This is a genomic window from Robertmurraya mangrovi (assembly GCF_034427655.1).
GTDB classification, from domain to species: Bacteria; Bacillota; Bacilli; order Bacillales; family Cytobacillaceae; genus Robertmurraya_A; species Robertmurraya_A mangrovi.
In genome coordinates this window covers 290,961-306,356 of sequence record NZ_JAXOFX010000001.1, presented here as the reverse complement: position 1 = coordinate 306,356, position 15,396 = coordinate 290,961, and the positions used below count along the sequence as shown (strand labels likewise).

Genomic DNA, 15,396 nt, shown 5'->3' with positions numbered 1-15,396 from the left:
CTCACATCACACTACCGACGACTTGCGTCTAAGGTTTTTTAACCCACAGCATGACCGAGTACCTCCCTTTGATAATGGCTAGGAGACATCACCACTCGTTCTTTTAACAGCATTTATTTAAGCTTGATAGAGAACGATTTTATAACACTGTAACCTAAATGACTTGCTCTACTGTTCTAAAAGCCTTCTTTTTTTAATTCCGATAAAAGTTTGTCTTTAGAGACACAAAAACTATCAGACAGCCTATAATTATTTTTACCTATATACAGTTTTTAATATATTCACTGAGTATTTTTAGGACACCAATCTTCCTAAAAAGGGCTATTTTTGTATTATGGCCTACTATATTACTACCAGGATTGGATAATCAAATAACAATATAATCATATTATTTTAAAATAGTAGTTTTAAGTCTTTACTCCTGTAAATACTTATTCTCTTTTGTATTTTCTTCCTAAAATACCCAATAATATGTTAATATTTCTCTAGAATAACGATTTTCTAGGAAGAGGTTTTATTTTTTGAAACAACAACAAACTACCCACTTATATTTCCTTGATCACTTAAAAATTACTCTCATTATGTTAGTAGTTGCTCATCATGCGGGGCAGGCATATGGTCCTGGGGGATGGTGGTACTTTCAAGAGGGAGAATCGATTGATTGGTTGAGAAGGTTTTTTGCTGTTAATGCAGCTTTTTTTATGAGTTTATTTTTCTTTTTGTCTGCTTATTTCCTTCCAAAGTCTATTGAACGCAAAGGCGAATGGAGATTCTTAAAGGAACGTTTCATTCGAATAGGTGTACCATTAATTTTAGGTTTTTTAGTTATGATTCCAATCCTTATGTATCTGTACTATATAAATTTTAGACCTTATGAACCTATCTCTTTTTTATCATATTATCCAAATATTTTTTTCGGTTTAAGTGATGAGCCGACGAATTGGACAGGTCCTTCTTGGCCTGATATGCAATTTGGCCATTTATGGTTTTTGCAGCATTTACTTGTGTATGCAGTTGTTTTATCCGCCTGGACTTATTTTTCAAAGCATGAATCCAGTCGGGATAGCTATTATCCAATAAAGGGAACTCAAATTTTTATCTTCTTACTAGTAGTGACACTATCCACTTACATCGTTAGAATCTGGTATCCTATCGATGAATGGACAGGTTTTCTTGGCTTTATACAAACGGAGTATGCTCATGTGCCACAGTATATTAGTTTCTTCGTATTAGGGATTATGGCTTATCGTAGAAATTGGCTTCTAACATTAGATAAACGAACAGGCTATATTTGGCTAGCGATTGGTGTAGGCATTGCAGGGGCATTGTATCTTGGAGGAAATTCATTATATCCATACCTCTTAAAAGGAGGAGCGAATTTTGGTTCATTTACTCGGTCATTGATTGAGACAGTTCTTTGTTTTGCACTTGTTATTGGTTTAATTACACTGTTTAGAGAAAAACTCAACAAGACGAATCGTTTAGCTAAAATACTTTCTTCACATGTTTTCGTCGTCTATTTTATCCATGTACCGGTAGTAGTTTTTTTGCAGTACACATTATCAGATTTACGTGTCTCAGTATTAGCAAAATTTTTACTTAGTGCTATCTTAGGGATTATTCTAAGCTTTTTCATTAGCCATTTTGTCTGGAGAAAAATTCCTTATTTAAATAAATTAATGTAAAGATTAAAGCCAGCTTTTGTAGCTGGCTAATTGCTTGTATTAAGGGGGTTTAGTTCTTGCAGTATAACAAACTAGGGCAATCAGGGTTAAAGGTAAGTGAAATAAGTTTAGGTAGCTATTTAACTTTTGGAGAAAGAGTCAATGAATCGGATTCGGTAAGAACCATACATAAAGCTTTTGATTTAGGTATCAACTCCTTTGATACGGCCAATGTGTATCAACAAGGTGAAGCAGAAAGAATTTTAGCTAAAGCTTTAAAATCTTTTGCTAGAGATGACTATGTTATAGCTACAAAAGCTTTTTGGGCAACAAGCAAAGGTCCAAATAGTAGAGGACTATCTAGAAAACATCTTGTTGAACAGGTACATCAAAGCTTAAAAAGGATGAAGCTAGATTATGTAGACATTTTTTACTGTCATAGCTATGATTATGAAACTCCGGTTGAAGAAACGTTGCGAACGTTAGACGATTTAATAAAACAGGGTAAAATTTTGTACGTAGGAGTGAGCAACTGGAACTCAGAACAATTACAAGAGGCTATTCAGATTTCCGATAAGTTCCTATTCAATCGAATAATCGTAAATCAGTGTGAATACAGCTTACTTAAACCGGATATTGAGGATACTATTATCCCTGACTCAGAAAAACTGGGCTTATCACAAATTGTCTTTAGCCCGCTAGCTCAGGGGATTTTAACAGGAAAGTATAATAAACAAATTCCTGAACTAAGTAGGGCAACTAATCCGAACATTAATAAGTTTTTTACAAGTCTCTTTACTAAGGAATCTCTTAGGAAAGCACAACAGTTAGAAAATTTAGCTGGAGAATTTGATTTATCCCTTACTGAATTGGCACTTTCATGGGTCTTACGGAAAAACAATATCGCTAGTGCTCTTATGGGTGCCTCCTCTCCAAAACAGGTGGAGGAAAATGTAAAAAGGCTTAATAAACAATTGACTTCTGAAATGTTAACAGAAATAACGAAAATCTATAACTCTTAATTAATCCAAAAAATGAATTTTTTTACAAAAATGTATTGAAAATACTAACGCTTTACTGTACTATTGCACTAAATATTTTCATATTTTTTAAAAAGTTCAAGTGTATAACATCATGTCCTTATCATTTGATAAGGCGTGGTGTTTTTTATTGGCTTAGTAAATAAAATAGACATCAATAGATTGAGCCAATTCATATATTTAAAAATAGAATTTTGGAGGTGGAAAAGGAACTTGGCATTTTCTCTTTTTTAATGTGATTTTAGAAGGAGAACTACGGTTTTAAATAACCGTAAGTTACGTAAAAGCGAAAGATGCAAACAATAACAATCTACATATGAAAGGGTGGGAATTATTAGTAACCTGTTAGTTTTACAATCAGATTTTGGGATTAGTGATGGTGCAGTAAGTGCTATGTACGGGGTGGCAAATTCAGTCAATCCCCATATCCGAATATTTGACTTAACACATGATATTCCCCCATTCAACATATGGGAAGCCTCTTTTCGTCTCTTACAAACCGTATCATACTGGCCAGAAGGAACGGTATTTGTTTCCGTTGTCGATCCTGGAGTAGGATCTGAGCGAAGAAGTATTGTTGTCAAAACATCTGATGGTAAGTTCATTATTACTCCAGATAACGGTACTCTAACACATATCGCTGAATTAAGCGGAATAGTAGAAGCAAGGATCATTGACGAAAATGTTAATCGATTACCGAATTCAGGCGAATCTTATACCTTTCATGGGAGAGATATTTATGCCTATACGGGGGCTCGACTAGCTTCTGGTGTCATAAGCTTTGGGGAAGTAGGACCTTCTGTAGAAGTAGATACAGTTGTTAAATTGCCAGTGACAAGTGCCTATATTAAAGATTCAAGTTTAACTGGTATCATTGAAATTTTAGATATTAGATTTGGGAATTTGTGGACTAATATTAATCGTCAATTACTAAAAAAATTAGATATTCAATATGGCGACATGTTGGAAGTAACCATTGAAAAAGGAACTCAGCAAGTATATAAAAACACCATGATATTCGGTCGTTCCTTTGCTGCCAGTGGAATTGGTGAGCCGATTGTCTATGTAAATTCATTAGATAATTTAGGTATCGCCATTAACCAAGGTTCATTTGCGAGTATTTACAAAGTAGGTACTGGTAACAATTGGACATTAACCATAAAAAAAGCAGCAAAAAAAATATATTCAAGGAGACGAGTCTCATGCAAGGAAGTAAGTTATCGACAAAAACAATCGTAGCAATAGGAATAGGAACAGCTGTATTCGTGATATTAGGAAGGTTTGCCTCCATCCCTTCAGGTATTCCAAATACTAATATTGAAACTTCTTATGCCTTCTTGGCATTAATGTCCGTGTTATTTGGACCTCTAGCTGGTGGATTAATCGGCTTAATTGGTCACGGATTAAAAGATTTAATTTTCTACGGTTCACCATGGTGGAGCTGGGTGTTAGTTTCAGGTTTCGTTGGATTATTCATTGGCCTAGCTACTAGAAAAATTAACCTATTAGATGGAGAGTTTGGCGGAAAACAAATCCTCACTTTTAACCTTTCACAGGCAATTGTTCAGGCAATAGGATGGTTCCTGATTGCACCATCACTAGACATACTCATTTATGCAGAACCAGCAAATAAAGTATACGTACAAGGTTTAGTTGCTGGTGCCTCAAACATTGTAACAGTAGGTGTCCTAGGTACCATTTTATTAGTAGCTTACGCAAAAACACGTAGTAAAGCAGGAAGTTTAGAGAAGGAAGAAACTCTATAAGGAACACTCTTATGGTCTAACTCTAAATTGGAGTTAGGCCTCTCTACTTTATGGATTTATTTGGTATAATATAGAAACATATGAACGTTTAGGAGTCACTTATGAAAAAACCAATCATTGAGTTTACTGATTTTACTTTTAAATATAGAAGCCAAGCAAAACCAACTCTTAACCAGATCAATCTAACAATCTATGAAGGTGAGAAAATTCTCATTGTTGGTGCCTCTGGTTCTGGTAAAAGTACCATTGGTCATTGTATTAATGGTTTAGTTCCCTTTTCCTATCGTGGGGACATATCAGGAAGTTTAAAAATTAATGGCAAAGACACAAGAAACGAAGGAATTTTTGCACTTTCTAAAATGGTGGGAACGGTCCTACAAGACCCAGATGGTCAATTTATCGGCTTATCTGTTGGGGAAGATATCGCTTTTACATTAGAAAATGATTGTGTTTCACAACCTGATATGAGGGCTCGAGTGGATGAAGTAGCTAAAATGGTTGATATGGATAATTATTTAAGTCACTCTCTTCATCAACTTTCTGGTGGACAGAAACAGCGTGTATCACTTGGAGGTGTCATGGTAGATGACGTTGATATCCTCCTCTTTGATGAACCACTAGCAAACCTTGACCCCGCCACTGGCAAACATGCTATTGAACTCATTGATCAGATTCATCAAGAATGGAATAAGACCATTGTCATCATCGAGCATAGGTTAGAAGATGTGTTACACCGCCATGTAGACCGAATTATTGTGGTTAGAGATGGACTAATTGTAGGTGACAGCATACCGAATGAACTTTTAGCATCTAGTATTTTAGAAGATTGCTCCATCCGTGAACCGCTCTATATTCGCGCTTTAAAGTTTGCTGGCTGTAAAATTTCGCCTGATACCAATCCTGAACATATTAATAAAATGAAACTTGATCTATATAAAGACAAGCTATTACATTGGTATGAATCTACAAATGAGAGAGTCCAAGCACCTATTTCTGCACCTGTTCTTCAATTAGAAAATATTGATTTTGGATATCAACCGAATCGTCCTATTTTACATAACATATCTTTTTCCATTGAAAAGGGAGAAATGGTCAGTATTGTTGGAAAGAATGGTGCAGGAAAATCCACTCTAACAAAAGTAATATGTGGGTTTGAGCAGCCCACCTCTGGGAGAATTCTTTTAGAAGGTCGTGATTTAACGAATGATACGATTAAGGAACGCTCCTTAACAATAGGGATGGTTATGCAAAATCCAAATCATATGATATCTAAACATATGATTTATGACGAAGTAGCTCTAGGGCTTGTTGTACGTGGGTTACCTGATGAAGAAATTAAACAACGTGTAGAAGAAGCATTGAGAATATGCGGGCTCCTACCCTATCGCAACTGGCCCATTTCAGCATTAAGTTTTGGTCAAAAGAAGCGAGTAACTATTGCTTCCATCCTAGTATTAAAACCGCAAGTATTAATTCTGGATGAACCAACAGCAGGTCAAGATTTCCGACATTATACAGAAATCATGGAGTTTTTAGTCAAGCTAAACAACTTAGGTATGACGATTATCATGATCACTCATGACATGCACTTAATGTTGGAATATACTCCACGTGCCATTGTCATTGCCGATGGGAAGAAAATAGCAGACGCACTGTCAGCTGACATACTTACGGATTACACAATCATTGAGCAAGCTAATTTAAAGGAAACCTCCTTATTTGAATTAGCCATACGCGCTGGAGTGAAGAACCCTAGAGATTTTGTGCATCGTTTTATTTCCTACGAAAAGGGGGTAGGACGTAAATGGGAGTAGAAATGTTATCTTATATCGATAAGAAATCCCCTATACATAGTTTAACTGGAGCTACTAAACTACTCTGTTTCATCATGTGGTCATTTGCCGCAATGTTAACCTATGACACTCGTATTCTCTTATTATTATTTATGTTAAGTGTAACTATATTTGTCGTATCAAAAATTAAGCTCAGAGATGTTTCATTTGTTCTATTATTTATATTAATCTTTCTACTTATAAATAATATCGCTATCTATTTATTCTCTCCTCAAGAAGGAGTTAAAATATATGGATCTGAGCATATTTTATTTAGCTTCACAGAAAGGTATAACATTACGTTAGAGCAGCTCTTTTATCAAATGAATGTGACATTAAAATACTTTACGGTTATTCCCGCCGCACTTCTTTTTATAGTTACCACACATCCAAGTGAGTTTGCTGCATCTTTGAATAAAATTGGAGTAAGTTATCGAATTGCTTTTTCTGTTTCTTTAGCATTACGGTACATCCCTGACATTCAAAGAGATTATCGTAATATTGCTCTAGCCCAACAGGCACGTGGACTTGACATGTCTAAGAAAGAAAAGTTACCGACGAGAATTAAAAATGCTTCTTCAATAATACTGCCACTAATTCTGTCTAGTTTAGATCGAATTGAAGTGATAAGTAATGTCATGGAGTTACGTGGTTTTGGGAAAAACAAAAAGCGAACATGGTACAGCGAGCGTCCTTTCAATCGTAAAGATTATATCGCTTTATTTTTTGTAGGAGTTTTACTCATCCTCTCCTTATTTGTCACTTTTCAAAATGGAGATCGATTTTACAATCCTTTTTCGTAACCAAATAGCCAGTTACCTTCAATAAGGATAACTGGCTACTCATTCTCTTAAACATTTTCCCCAACAAACAACTTCTGTACATTCTCTGAAAACTGGTCGGCGGTTTTTTGGATGGAGCCTTTCATTAGAACATCCCCTAAGGAGGCAAGTTTTCCTTCTGCTTGGGCATCCATAATATAATGGATTTTAACTTTCCTCGGTTCCACTTCCTCTAGTTTGATTAAAATGTTATTTTGAAAAGGACCCGCTAAAGAAGATAATGGCTTACCATTCATTTCAACCTCAATACTCTCGTTTTCAACAATATTCTTCATTTTCCCTTTAGCTTCATAATTAAATTTCATAAATTGAACTTTTACTTCCATTTTTGCCGTGTACTCTGTTGGACTAAGTGCCTTAACGTTTTCACACCCTGGAACGCAACTCCCAAGCTTCTCAACATTCATAAACAAGTTCCAAATGTCTTCTTTTGATGCATGTAATAAAAACGAGTCTTCTATTCTCATGTTGTTTATACCACCTTTATGTATGAATTTGGATACTCTAGTCATTTTATTTATATTCAAAGTAGTCCAAATTCTGAACAACTAATTATTATTTACACGAAAAAGCCCTAGCAAAGCAGCTAGGACCTCGGAGTTATTTGAAAAATGACCAACCTAAGTAAAGGGCAGCTATCCACATGACAATAGCTGAAATCTTATTTAATATCAAAACAAAGCGCCCTGACTTATCTAATTTTCCGCTCATCCTACCAACTAAAGAGAGACAAAAAAACCAAAGCCATGAAACCAATATACAAGAGGCAGCAAAAATGATTTTTTCTTCTCCATCGTATTTTAAGGAACTCGGTCCGATAACCCCTACCGTATCCATAATGGCATGTGGATTGAGCAACGAAACAGATGCTGCAAATATGATTTGTTTTTTAAACGTAAATTTCTCTGCAACTTCTGATCCACCAACGTTGGGCTTACTCTTCCATGTACTCCAGCCCATGTACATTAAGAACACAAATCCTCCACCCATTAAAATCGTCTTAAACCAGAAAGACCCTAACATGATTAATGAAACTCCTAAAACAGATACTAAAATTAAGATCGTATCACAGATGGAGGCCGTAATAACAACCGGTAATGCTTTCACCAGCCTTGGTTGTAATACGCCTTGATTAAATACAAACACATTTTGTACCCCTAAAGGCAGTATTAACCCTAGTGCGAGAATAAACCCGTGAATCAACGGTTCAATCATCCTTTATCACCCTCATTAAAAATTCGACCCAAATAAGAATCGGGATTCCTATCTATCTTGCAACCAAATATGCCCAATCAAGCTTTTATTAGAATAATTTTCTAGTACCTAACCAATTATCTAGATCCACTCCACCTTGAACAGATAATAAACGGTATAAGTAACGATAAGGCAGCCTACAGTTAGTTAAATCAGGTATCTCTAATACACTTTCATACCCCTCTTTAAAATCTGCTGCAGCCTTTTCATCTAAAATGTATTCTAAACCGATAAAATCAAATTCTCGGGGTGCAATCACATAAGCTTCTGTATCTACTAAACCAGTTATGACCTTCCCATTTGATAAAAACTGAGTAGGGTCCATATCAACTAAAATAAAGGTGGAATATACCGGTTCCTCTAACTCTTTTAAACAATCAATAATTTCTGGAAGTTTGTTAGTTATTTTCTCTGAATTAGAATAGAATTTCTTTACTAGCTCACTCATACCCTCTATCAAATGTTGATGAAAATCTTTAAGTTCTATCCGAAAGCTCCCCATTGGATTTCCAACATACATTTCTCGGTGTAAATGAATTTGAGCTAACCCTACTCCTAAACTCCTCATAACCGATGAAGGTTGGCCGACAAAGCTTTTTACAAGTTGTCCCTCTAATTTTTCAACTGCTATATACTCTCTTCCAGCTTGGATTTCTTTGATTAATACTCGTGGAATGGGAATAGATGTTTTCTCACTTAATATATTATTAACAGCTTCTAGTGAATACACCCTCCTCGGATCGATTCCAAATAAATGTTTACAGCCCCACCAAAAATCATTATTTGGCTCTTCAACCATTCTTGAAGAACGTACAACTACCTCTCTCTTATCTGTTTTTACTAACCAAACATCACTTGCATGATCCTCATACCCGGGACTTAATTCCTTTGTTTCAATCACTTTTTCGTTAAATAAAAATGGTAAATCCATCCTTCCGACTCCCTCTATTTTTTTACTAAGAATTCTATAAATCTTCTTAAACTATATTGTAGCTTTTCTGCTGGCCTTGTAATAACGGATATATTTACTTCCCGGATTGATCTTGTGACTGTTAGTGAGGATTCATTTATTTCTTTTTCTACAACCCCTCGTAAAACAATCCCACTACCTAGCCCAGCTAGTACATTTCGTTTAACAATATCTATATTTTCAACTATGATTGTTTTGTTGTTTATACTTTGTTTATTTAAAACTAAATGAGTTCTATTTGTACAGTACATTTGATTTACAGGAACACGTGAATTTGTGCTTACCTCCACCCACTCATCCTTTTGATACAAAAATACTCTAGAAGCATAGTGATCGATTTCTTCGTTGATAGTAAAAGCTAAATCAATTTCTCCATTTTTCACAAAACTCTCCGTATCTGTTTCCTCTACTAACCTATTTTCAATTTCGATACCAGGATGTTTTTTTATAAATTCAGCGATTAGCTCTGGAAGTATATAACTATATATTTCATATGGAGCCCCTATAATGATATGTCCCTTTTTACCTTCGCGGAATTGTGATAATTCCCTCATTAATTGATCCTGCATGAAAGTAATTTTTTCCGCGTAATTAAAAAAGACTTCACCTGCATCTGTTAACTTAATCCCTTTAGAATGTGTTGATAATAGAGGGACACCTAACTGTTCTTCTAATCTTTTCATTTTCATGGATAAGGAAGGCTGGCTGATAAATAAAGTTTTGGCCGCTTCCGATATATTTCCTGTCTTTGCAACAACTAAAAATGTTTCTAAGTTTTTTATATTCATAGAATGCCACCTATAACATTTTTGTTATACCTTTTACACAATACTTATATTGGAATTATATACCTAAAAATGTAAAAATAACAAATAAACATCCTTATATTAACTCTAAAGGAGATACAAAATGAAAATAGTAATTGTAACGTTTGATGAATTCACCGATTTAGATGTATTCTTCCCTTGGGATATTCTAAACCGTGTTAAATTAGTAGGTGGAAAAACAGATTTAGAGGTGAAGCTTATTGGTACAAAAAGTAGTCATGTTTCTATGGCTGGCCTAGAGATTCCCATGAGTGGAACAATTAAAGAAGCTAATGAAGCGGATGCTGTTCTATTTGCGAGTGGGAAAGGTGTACAAGATTTATATCAAAATGAGCATTATTTAGCCCAATTTTCCTTGGACCCTTCAAGACAATTGATTGGTTCTATGTGTTCAGGTGCCTTAATTCTAGCTGGATTAGGATTACTCAAAAATAAAAAAGCTACAACCTATCCGACCGTTGTACATCAACTAAAAGAACTTGGAGTTGATGTTGTGAAAGAAAGTTTTGTACTTCAAGGTAACGTTGCAACAGCAGCTGGTTGTCTAGCTGCACAAGAACTATCGTCGTGGATAATCTCTTCGTTATATAATGATGACATGGTACAACTAGTATTTGATTCGGTTCAAAAGGTAAGATAATAATCAAAAAGGATCTTGGAACGGAGTGTTAAAATGCCACAACCTAATAGGATGGAAAGTAGAGAACCAGTTATTAATATGGTAGGAAATGGGGTTTGCCTTGGACCATTAGATAGGAAGCTATTACCTTTATATAACCTATGGAATAATGATCTTCAAACTACTCGTACCCTCGCCTCCATGAGACCTGTCATACTGGAGGAAGAAATTCTTGCCTTTGATCAGATTATGAATGCTAAAGAATATTTGTTTTTTACCATCTATGAAAAAGAAACATTAACCCCCATTGGCAATACATACTTATCGGATATTGATTTTAAAAATCGGAAAGCAGAATTTAATATTGTAATAGGAGACCATTCTGTCAGAGGAAAAGGTTATGGAACAGAGGTAACTAAATTGGTTTTGGACTACTCTTTTCAAATACTAGGGTTACATAATATCTTTTTAAGAGTACTTGAATATAACAAGGGTGCTATTCATGCTTATGAAAAAGCCGGTTTTAAAGAGTGTGGACGTAGACGCCAAGCACATTTTTTAGGCGGTAAGTATTGGGATACTATTTTTATGGACTGCCTTTCTACTGAATTTGAAAGTGTGCTAATAAAAGATGAATTAGGTTTATAATGAGTGTCTTTGCTATCCAAAAGACCCCTAGGCAGGTGGTCTAGGTGGTCTAGGTGGTCTAGGTGATCTAAGGATTATTAAAAATTACTAATTTTCCTTACTCCATGCTGAATTGAATAACATGGATGTTATTGCTATTAGGTTCGAATGTAAATGATATGGCTTTATTATTATATTTATAAATATATCGGTCACAACTAGCTACATCAAAACAGCTTACTTCTGTACTATCGTAATTTTTTCCAAGTAAGGATTCCATCTCAACAAAATTAGTTGGTAACATAGGAAACTGTTTAGTAGTAACATTTTGTAAAATAAAATCGATTGATGAAATCGTAGCTTCATTCTTTACATTTACAAGCACCCCCGGACCTGGGTTCTTATGAACAGGATAATGCAATGCTCTTTGTCCATTAATTTTCTCCACCTTTGATGGCTTTGGAAGTACAGCTATTAATTCATCAAAAGTGGAAACATATAATAAATCTTCTAGACTATTAAACTCAACTTGTTGTTTCATTTCAACTGCCTTAGTATTTACTGAATACTTCCACTCTACATATGAAAAGATTAGAAACATTAAAATTGGAACAAACAGTAAGATACCTACAGTTTGAATAATAGTTCTTTTATTTGTTTTGTTAGTTATGTCTTTTCTCTTTTTATCTATTTTTGTATCACCAGTGCTATTTCTTTTCATGATAATATCTTCCCTTCTGTTTGTTGGTTAAACCGCTCTGAGCCAACCCTTTTTTTATTTTCTTATTAGTCGAAACATACACTAAAATAGTTTCAATAATTTTAAAAAAGGTTTTATTCAAATAGCAAAGAGCGATCACAATTAGATCGCTCTTTAGTAATTTCTCTATTCTACACTAACAAACTGCTCCACAAAATGTTTAGGATTTAGCTTTTCACCTGTTGCTTTTTCAATTTTTGTATTCCAATGGTCTTTTGCACCAGGTACAAAGAAATCGTTAACTAAGAACTCCCCAACTTTTGTTGTAAACAAATCTTCAGAGATATTCTTCTCTATATATCTTTGAAGTTGAGAAGTGGTTAACTCACCTAGTAAGTAGTTTTGGTAATAAACCGGAACAAGAGTAAAGTGAATTTTTGCTGCCCAATGTGGGTAATCTTGATTTTCTGGTGGGTTAACGAATTGTACCTCTTTCACAATTTTCCACCATAGAGTATTTAAATCCTGATCTGGATTTCTGTATAATTCACGCTCGAAGAAAGCAAAAGTCATAATCCAACGAGCTGAAATTAGCATTTGTTTTCTTAAAGATTGATTAATTAATGGTTTTAATGCATCAACTTGTTCTTGATCCAAACCTAAAAATTGCTGAATCCAAGCTGGATTCTTACCGAAACGACCATATAACATGGCAATCGCTTCCGTTGTCAAAGTGTGCGCAGGGCTTCTTAAAATAAACGGTAATTCACGGTCAATATATTTGAAGTAAACCGCATGTCCAAATTCATGTAACATAGTAGTAGACCAGTAGTCTGATTCCACATTATTACAAAGGACACGTACATCCCCTTCACGATTAATGTCCGTACAGAATGCATGTTGATTCTTCTTCTCACGAGGATATAAATCACTCTTCTCAAGCATGTCTGTAATTTCCATGCCCATACTCTTGAACGTTTCAATTGTTAATTCCTCAAGATTTTTCCCTTCATAAAAAGGATCTAAATCTAAATCCTTTGACGGTGGTGCCTCTTGGAAGAATGGGTCTGCATAATGCCATGGACGTAAATCTTCCACCTGAAGGTTAAAGCGCTCTGCTAACTCTTCATCCATCTCTTTCTTTAATAAACGAAACGGTTCATCAGAAAGTTCTTTCAACTCTGTAAATGTATTAAATACATATTCTCTATCTAACTCTTGTAATTCAAAGCTCATTTGGTGGTAATCTTCATAACCTAATGTACGCGCTGTTTCATTACGTTTACGCACTAGTGTTAGTAGTTTTTCTTCGACTTCTTTACCAATTTGTTTACTTGCGTGCCAAGCTCTTTCTCTTAGTTCAAGGTCATTACTTTTGATTAAAATTTGACGAACATCATTTTCTGAAACCTGGTCACCATCAAGTGTTGCACGGTAAGTGTTAAACACACCAACTAACTCAGTAGATAATTCTACCATTTCCTTTAAATCAGCTTCTGGTAACTGATTTCTTACCATACTAGCATACAGTGATTCTAGTTGACGTTTATGTAACGGATTTTCAATCTCTCCTGCTAAAAAGTTCTTAACTTGCTCAAAACGCTCTTTGTTAGAAAAATAAACACTCATTTCTGTTTGAGCTTGAGCCGTCTTTTTGTTCCAATCAGCATCCCCCGTTGTAGATGACATCCAAGAAGACTCTGCTCTATTAATATGTAACTTTTGTAGCATTTCATTTTGTTCTTGTAAAAATTGCTCTAAACTCATGATACTTTCCCCCAATTATTATACTTTTTGCAAATGTTTCGTCTTTCTAAATATTCTATCAAATTTTATCTCTTTGTAAAGATAGAATATTTAAGTAGAATTAAATGGAATAATCTAAAAACAACAGAAAAGGCTCAAACCCTTGATACACAAAGGTTTGAGCCTCATCGTAAAGTATGATCTGAGAGGGATTCGAACCCCCGACCCCTTCCCTGTCAAGGAAGAGAAATTTAAACATTGCTATATCAATTGGTGGCTCTATTATTTTCTCCGATAGACCACTTCTTATTTACCAGATTACAGTATCATTGTAAAGTGGTTTCCCTAAATTGTAAAGTGGTTTGTAAAATTATCCTCATTTCCATAAACTTTTTACTATAATATCCCTTGAACAATCTTCCCACCATTATTGGTAGTTAAAGTATAGACGCCTGACTTAACCCCTTTTAAACTTACTGAACTACCTATATTACTTATTTCAATCTTTTGTTTCGGTAGGTAAATAAGATGTTCAAGAGATAAAAACAGTAATTTTTATAGTATATTTCTAAAACCCTAATAAACTCCAATTATTCTTTCTATTCCAATCTTCTTGTGTAAAATCTCTAAAATCATGCCACCTTCTTTGAGTATCTTTCCTTGGATCTCCATCACGCTTAGGAATACTCAAATACCTTTTATAATTATTACTAACGAGTTCTGCGAGTTCATCATACTTATAAATAAAATACTCATTCTTATCAACTTTTAAATTAACTAGAACTGTATACAAATTATCATTTTTCTTCTTTTCACATACAGATTTATTTAAAAGAAACCCTTGTTTATTCTCTAAAGCCATAGTTTTGACTTGAATCCAGACTGTTCTACCTGTTTCTGGACTAGTAGCCACAATATCAAACAGTGGATTATTTTTCGGTGTAAGTAATGCTAATATTCCTTGTTTCCCCAGTTCGGCACAGACAAAATATTCTCCTGTCACACCCGTCAAATTCTTATCTGCCATACTTTATACCGTCTCCTATGCTGGATTCCATTTTATTTTCTAAATATACACTATTAATAAATTTATCCCATCTCCTAATTTCTAGTACCCATTTAACTTTATAGTAACTTATGTTTTTGCTGATTAAATTTTTCTTCCGAAAGCATTCTCCTATTTTTTAATTCTGCTAGTTTCTTTAATTAATCGGCAGTTGACGAGTTTGAGATTCTCTCTCTATCGTTCTGTCTTATTAAGACACTAATTAATTTATGAAGATACTTTATTTCCTCTAACACTCTTTTTACTTACCCAGATTATTTTTTTCAGGGAACTGAAAATCCGCAAAAATTACATCAATAATAGTCTTATCTGTCCTATTTACTGTAATTCTCAGCGTTAATTTTTTTATCTGATCTGTTGTTATTTTAGAAGATGTAACTCCCCCAATATTCTATCCTTAGTAAAATCTTATCATAATAATAGGTAATTTTGTCCATAAAAGT

15 protein-coding genes are annotated in these 15,396 nt (G+C 34.5%); 8 read left to right on the top strand and 7 right to left on the bottom strand.

Annotated elements, in window-relative coordinates:
• Positions 1–521 precede the first annotated feature (521 nt).
• The 6 genes from SM124_RS01595 to SM124_RS01570 all read left to right on the top strand — a co-directional run bounded on the left by SM124_RS01595 (position 522) and on the right by SM124_RS01570 (position 7,105).
• The gene (locus SM124_RS01595; protein WP_322444732.1) at positions 522–1,685 is read left to right on the top strand and encodes an acyltransferase family protein; all 1,164 of its coding nucleotides are present in this window, start codon (positions 522–524) and stop codon (positions 1,683–1,685) included.
• Between the two features lie 56 nt (positions 1,686–1,741).
• Positions 1,742–2,686 (top strand): aldo/keto reductase family protein, encoded by a 945-nt coding sequence (locus SM124_RS01590; RefSeq protein WP_322444731.1) that lies wholly within the window; start codon positions 1,742–1,744, stop codon positions 2,684–2,686.
• Positions 2,687–3,034: 348 nt separating this feature from the next.
• Positions 3,035–3,943: an SAM hydrolase/SAM-dependent halogenase family protein gene (locus SM124_RS01585; RefSeq protein ID WP_322445036.1), complete on the top strand. Its 909-nt coding sequence runs from the start codon at positions 3,035–3,037 to the stop codon at positions 3,941–3,943.
• Positions 3,907–4,470, top strand: a complete 564-nt coding sequence (locus SM124_RS01580; protein WP_322444730.1) for an ECF-type riboflavin transporter substrate-binding protein — start codon at positions 3,907–3,909, stop codon at positions 4,468–4,470. Before SM124_RS01585 ends, SM124_RS01580 begins: the two co-directional genes overlap by 37 nt.
• 101 nt (positions 4,471–4,571) lie before the next feature.
• A complete protein-coding gene (locus SM124_RS01575; RefSeq protein WP_322444729.1) occupies positions 4,572–6,284 on the top strand; it encodes an ABC transporter ATP-binding protein in 1,713 nt (570 codons plus the stop codon).
• Entirely contained in the window at positions 6,275–7,105 is an 831-nt protein-coding gene (locus tag SM124_RS01570) for an energy-coupling factor transporter transmembrane component T family protein (protein ID WP_322444728.1), read from the top strand. Before SM124_RS01575 ends, SM124_RS01570 begins: the two co-directional genes overlap by 10 nt.
• 47 nt (positions 7,106–7,152) lie before the next feature.
• Here SM124_RS01570 and SM124_RS01565 read toward each other — a convergent pair whose 3' ends face one another.
• The 4 genes from SM124_RS01565 to SM124_RS01550 all read right to left on the bottom strand — a co-directional run bounded on the left by SM124_RS01565 (position 7,153) and on the right by SM124_RS01550 (position 10,156).
• Positions 7,153–7,611 carry an SRPBCC family protein gene (locus tag SM124_RS01565; protein ID WP_322444727.1) on the bottom strand — a complete coding sequence of 153 codons (459 nt, stop codon included), beginning with the start codon at positions 7,609–7,611 and terminating at the stop codon, positions 7,153–7,155.
• A gap of 133 nt (positions 7,612–7,744) precedes the next feature.
• On the bottom strand, positions 7,745–8,359 hold the full coding sequence (locus SM124_RS01560) for a LysE/ArgO family amino acid transporter (protein WP_322444726.1): 615 nt from the start codon (positions 8,357–8,359) through the stop codon (positions 7,745–7,747).
• A gap of 88 nt (positions 8,360–8,447) precedes the next feature.
• Positions 8,448–9,329, bottom strand: coding sequence for an aminoglycoside phosphotransferase family protein (locus tag SM124_RS01555; protein WP_322444725.1), 882 nt, complete (start codon positions 9,327–9,329; stop codon positions 8,448–8,450).
• Positions 9,330–9,343: 14 nt separating this feature from the next.
• Positions 9,344–10,156, bottom strand: a complete 813-nt coding sequence (locus tag SM124_RS01550) for a LysR family transcriptional regulator (RefSeq protein ID WP_322444724.1) — start codon at positions 10,154–10,156, stop codon at positions 9,344–9,346.
• Positions 10,157–10,277: 121 nt separating this feature from the next.
• Between SM124_RS01550 and SM124_RS01545 the strand changes: the two genes are divergently transcribed.
• Positions 10,278–10,835: a DJ-1/PfpI family protein gene (locus SM124_RS01545; RefSeq protein WP_322444723.1), complete on the top strand. Its 558-nt coding sequence runs from the start codon at positions 10,278–10,280 to the stop codon at positions 10,833–10,835.
• A 33-nt stretch (positions 10,836–10,868) separates the two neighbouring features.
• Positions 10,869–11,462: a GNAT family N-acetyltransferase gene (locus SM124_RS01540; RefSeq protein ID WP_322444722.1), complete on the top strand. Its 594-nt coding sequence runs from the start codon at positions 10,869–10,871 to the stop codon at positions 11,460–11,462.
• A gap of 97 nt (positions 11,463–11,559) precedes the next feature.
• Here SM124_RS01540 and SM124_RS01535 read toward each other — a convergent pair whose 3' ends face one another.
• The 3 genes from SM124_RS01535 to SM124_RS01525 form a co-directional block, all read right to left on the bottom strand.
• Positions 11,560–12,162 carry a hypothetical protein gene (locus SM124_RS01535; RefSeq protein WP_322444721.1) on the bottom strand — a complete coding sequence of 201 codons (603 nt, stop codon included), beginning with the start codon at positions 12,160–12,162 and terminating at the stop codon, positions 11,560–11,562.
• 165 nt (positions 12,163–12,327) lie between these two features.
• Positions 12,328–13,908: a M2 family metallopeptidase gene (locus tag SM124_RS01530; protein WP_322444720.1), complete on the bottom strand. Its 1,581-nt coding sequence runs from the start codon at positions 13,906–13,908 to the stop codon at positions 12,328–12,330.
• Between the two features lie 547 nt (positions 13,909–14,455).
• The gene (locus SM124_RS01525) at positions 14,456–14,914 is read right to left on the bottom strand and encodes an aspartate-ammonia lyase (protein WP_322444719.1); all 459 of its coding nucleotides are present in this window, start codon (positions 14,912–14,914) and stop codon (positions 14,456–14,458) included.
• Between the last annotated feature and the right edge of the window lie 482 nt (positions 14,915–15,396).

Coding starts and splice junctions, on each gene's coding strand:
- SM124_RS01580 (WP_322444730.1), top strand. CDS start 3,907: ATGCAAGGAAGTAAGTTATCGACAAAAACAATCGTAGCAATAGGAATA.
- SM124_RS01575 (WP_322444729.1), top strand. CDS start 4,572: ATGAAAAAACCAATCATTGAGTTTACTGATTTTACTTTTAAATATAGA.
- SM124_RS01570 (WP_322444728.1), top strand. CDS start 6,275: ATGGGAGTAGAAATGTTATCTTATATCGATAAGAAATCCCCTATACAT.
- SM124_RS01565 (WP_322444727.1), bottom strand. CDS start 7,611: ATGAGAATAGAAGACTCGTTTTTATTACATGCATCAAAAGAAGACATT.
- SM124_RS01560 (WP_322444726.1), bottom strand. CDS start 8,359: ATGATTGAACCGTTGATTCACGGGTTTATTCTCGCACTAGGGTTAATA.
- SM124_RS01555 (WP_322444725.1), bottom strand. CDS start 9,329: ATGGATTTACCATTTTTATTTAACGAAAAAGTGATTGAAACAAAGGAA.
- SM124_RS01550 (WP_322444724.1), bottom strand. CDS start 10,156: ATGAATATAAAAAACTTAGAAACATTTTTAGTTGTTGCAAAGACAGGA.
- SM124_RS01545 (WP_322444723.1), top strand. CDS start 10,278: ATGAAAATAGTAATTGTAACGTTTGATGAATTCACCGATTTAGATGTA.
- SM124_RS01540 (WP_322444722.1), top strand. CDS start 10,869: ATGCCACAACCTAATAGGATGGAAAGTAGAGAACCAGTTATTAATATG.
- SM124_RS01535 (WP_322444721.1), bottom strand. CDS start 12,162: ATGAAAAGAAATAGCACTGGTGATACAAAAATAGATAAAAAGAGAAAA.
- SM124_RS01530 (WP_322444720.1), bottom strand. CDS start 13,908: ATGAGTTTAGAGCAATTTTTACAAGAACAAAATGAAATGCTACAAAAG.
- SM124_RS01525 (WP_322444719.1), bottom strand. CDS start 14,914: ATGGCAGATAAGAATTTGACGGGTGTGACAGGAGAATATTTTGTCTGT.